This window comes from Nocardia testacea NBRC 100365, from assembly GCF_000308775.1.
Taxonomy (GTDB): Bacteria; Actinomycetota; Actinomycetes; order Mycobacteriales; family Mycobacteriaceae; genus Nocardia; species Nocardia testacea.
In genome coordinates this window covers 1-3887 of record NZ_BAGJ01000230.1, presented here as the reverse complement: position 1 = coordinate 3887, position 3887 = coordinate 1, and the positions used below count along the sequence as shown (strand labels likewise).

General features: G+C 72.8%; 1 protein-coding gene. It reads left to right on the top strand.

Annotation, left to right across the window (positions count from 1 at the left end; genetic code table 11):
• Window positions 1–3887: type I polyketide synthase (locus ON38_RS25675; protein WP_039827590.1), on the top strand; the 3887-nt coding region annotated here is incomplete at both ends.

Here is a 3887-nt window from a genome sequence, read left to right as displayed (position 1 = left end):
CTCGCGCCGGGCCGAGGGCGGCGGCGGCGAGCTGCCGCGCCGGCTGGCCGCCGCCCCGGCCGACAAACAGGACGCGCTCGTCCTGGATTTCGTGCGCGACCAGGTCGCGGCCGTACTGGGTTATGCCACGGGAGCGCTCATCGAGGTCGACAAGCCCTTCAGCGAACTGGGCTTCGATTCGCTGGGCTCGGTGGAATTCCGCAACCGGCTGGGCAAGGCGACCGGACTGCGCCTGCCCTCGACCCTGGCCTTCGACTATCCGACCGCCGCCGCGATCGCCGGCTTCGTCCGCGCCGAACTCGCCGGCGCCGCCCCGGCCGACCGGACGGCCCGGCGCCGGACGCGTGCCGACGAACCCATCGCCATCGTGGGTATGGCCTGCCGTTACCCCGGCGGCGTCGAATCTCCCGACCAGCTCTGGGAGCTCGTGGCGTCCGGGCGGGACGCGATCACCGGGTTCCCCGCCGACCGCGGCTGGGATCTGGAGCGGCTCTTCGACCCGGACCCGGCGCACCCGGGCACGTCCTATGTGCGTGAGGGCGGTTTCCTGCTGGACGCGGCGGATTTCGATGCCGGATTCTTCGGTATCGGCCCGCGCGAGGCGGTCGCGATGGACCCGCAGCAGCGGTTACTGCTCGAAGTGTCCTGGGAGGCACTGGAACACGCGGGTATCGACCCGGTGTCGCTGCGTGGCAGCGATACCGGTGTCTACACCGGCGTGATGTATCAGGATTACGACGCCCTGACCCGCCGGGCCGGGCCCGAGATGGAGGGCTATATCGCGACGGGCGCGGCGGGCAGTGTGGTGTCGGGCCGGGTGTCCTACGCCCTGGGCCTGGAGGGACCGGCGGTGACCATGGACACCGCCTGTTCCTCGTCGCTGGTGGCACTGCACACCGCCTGCCGCGCGCTGCGCGCCGGCGAGAGCACGCTGGCGCTGGTGGGCGGGGCGACGGTCATGTCGACACCTTCGGTGTTCGTCGACTTCTCCCGGCAGCGCGGCCTGGCCGCCGACGGCCGGTGCAAATCCTTCTCGGCCGCGGCCGACGGGGTCGCGTGGGCCGAGGGCGCGGGAGTCCTGGTGCTGGAACGCCTGTCCGACGCCCAGCGCGCGGGTCATCGAATCCTCGCGGTGGTGCGCGGTTCGGCGGTGAACCAGGACGGTGCCAGCAACGGGCTGACCGCGCCGAACGGACCCTCGCAGGAACGGGTCATCGCGGCCGCGCTGGCCGACGCCGGATTGGCGCCGGTGGACGTGGACGCCGTGGAGGCCCACGGTACGGGCACCGCGCTCGGTGATCCGATCGAGGCGCGGGCACTGCTCACCGCCTACGGCCGGCAGCGTTCCGAGCCGCTGCGGATCGGCTCGCTGAAATCGAATATCGGCCACACCCAGGCCGCGGCGGGTGTCGGCGGCATCATCAAGATGGTGCAGGCCCTGCGGCACGAAGAACTGCCCCGGACCCTGCACGTGGACGCTCTGTCCCCGCATGTGGATTGGTCGGCGGGTGCGGTGGAGGTACTCACCGAGGCCCGGGACTGGCCCGCGACGCCCGGCCGGGTACGCCGGGCCGGGGTGTCGTCGTTCGGGATCAGCGGGACCAACGCGCACGTGATCATCGAGGAGGCACCCACCGCGCCGGGTACACGGCCGGGCACCGGTGCCGGCCCCGCGGGTACGGAACCGCTCGACATTCCCGTGGTACCGCTGCGGATCTCCGGGAAAACCGACGAGGCGCTGCGGGCGCAGGCGCAGCGGTTGCGGGACTGGCTGGCGGACCGGCCGGAAGCGGATTCCTGGGCGGTGGCGCGGTCGCTGCTGGATTCGCGGGCTCTGCTGAACCGGCGTGCGGTGGTCCTCGGTGGCGACCGCGCCGAACTGCTGGCGGGCCTGGCCGCGCTGGCCTCCGGCGCCGGCGGCCCGGGTGTGGTGTCCGGTGGGCCGGTGCCGGGTCAGACGGCGTTCCTGTTCACCGGCCAGGGTGCGCAGCGGGCCGGGATGGGCCGGGAACTGTACGAGGTGTTCCCGGTGTTCGCGGCGGCGTTGGACGAGGTGTGTGCGGAGTTCGATCCGTTGCTGGGGCGGTCGTTGCGGGAGGTGATGTTCACCGACCCCGACGGCGTGCTGGACCGCACCGAATTCACCCAGCCGGCGCTGTTCGCCTTCGAAGTCGCGCTCTTCCGGCTGCTGGAGTCCTTCGGAGTGGTGCCGGACCTGGTCACCGGGCATTCGATCGGTGAACTGGCGGCGGCGTACGTGGCCGGGGTGTGGTCGCTGCCGGACGCCTGTGCGCTGGTGGCGGCGCGGGGCCGGTTGATGGGCGCCCTGCCGGAGGGCGGCGCCATGGTGGCCGTGGCGGTGACCGAGACCGAGGCGACCGAGGTGGCGTTCGGCTACCTCGGCCGGGTGTCGATCGCGGCGTTGAACGGGCCGTCCTCGGTGGTGTTCTCCGGGGAGGAGGACGCGATCGAGGAGATCGCCCAGCGGTTCACCGACGAGGGGGTGCGCACGTCGCGGCTGCGCGTCAGCCATGCCTTCCATTCCGAACTCATGGAACCGATGCTCGACGAATTCCGGGAAGTGGCCCGGAGCCTGACCTATCGGGAGCCGCTGCTGCCGGTGGTTTCCGGACTCACCGGCGGGCTCAGCGCGGCCGAACTCACCGACCCCGGGCACTGGGTGGACCAGGTCCGCGAATGCGTGCGGTTCGCGCCTGGGGTGGACGCGCTGGTCGAGGCCGGGGCGCGGACCTTCGTCGAGGTGGGCCCCGACGCGGTGCTGACCGCGATGACCCGGGAGTGCCTGGCCGAGCAGCCGGATGTCGAAGCCAGGTCGGTGGTGGCCGCCTCGGTGCGGCGAGCAGCCGGCGAGGTGCGCGGACTGGTCTCCGTGCTCGCGCAGGTGTCGGTGGCGGGCGGCCCGGTGCGGTGGGCGCCACTGTTCGCCGGACGGCCCGGCCACCGGGTCGATCTGCCCACCTACGCGTTCCGGCGACAGCGGTACTGGCCGCAACCGGCCCCCGAACCGGCGACCGGTTCGTTCGGCCACCCGCTGCTCACCGCCGCGGTACCGCGCGCGGCACAGGACGAGTGGCTGTTCACCGGCCTCCTGTCGCTGCGCACCCATCCGTGGCTCGCCGACCATTCGGTACTCGGCTCGGTGCTGCTGCCCGGGACCGCGTTCGTGGAGATGATCGCGGCCGCCGGTTCGCGGCTGGGCCTGGATACGGTCGAGGAACTGGTCCTGGCCGCGCCGCTGGTGTTCGCCGGGAACACGGAGGTGGACGTCCAGGCGGGCCTGGCGGTGCCCGACGGCACCGGCCGGCGCACCTTCGAGATCCATTCCCGCCCGGCCGATACCGGCGCGGCCCCCGCCGCGACCCCCTGGGTGCTACACGCGAGCGGGGTGCTGGCCGCCGGGACCGAACCCGATACGGGGTGGCACGAGCAGGCGTGGCCGCCGCAGGGTGCCCAACGCACGGACGATTCCGCGTTCTACGACCGTCTCGCGGCGCGCGGCTTCGACTACGGCCCGGCCTTCCGGGGTGTCACCGCGCTGTGGCAGCGGGAGACCGAGATCTTCGCCGAGATCTCCCTCGACGAGACCGCGAGCGGTCCGGTCGCCGGGTTCGGTGTGCACCCGGCACTGCTGGACTCCTGCCTGCACGCGGCGTTGGAGGGGTTGACCGGCGAAGTAGCGGAAGGCCAGGTCCCGCTGCCCTTCTCGTTCGCCGGAGTGCGGCTCGGCCGCCGGGGCGCGGCGGCCGCGCGGGCCCGTATCGTCGCGCACGGCGACGGGCGGATCGGGATCGATATCGCCGACAGCACGGGAGAATTCGTGGCGTCGGTCGCGTCGGTCACCGCGCGCGGCGTGACGCCGGAGGCGC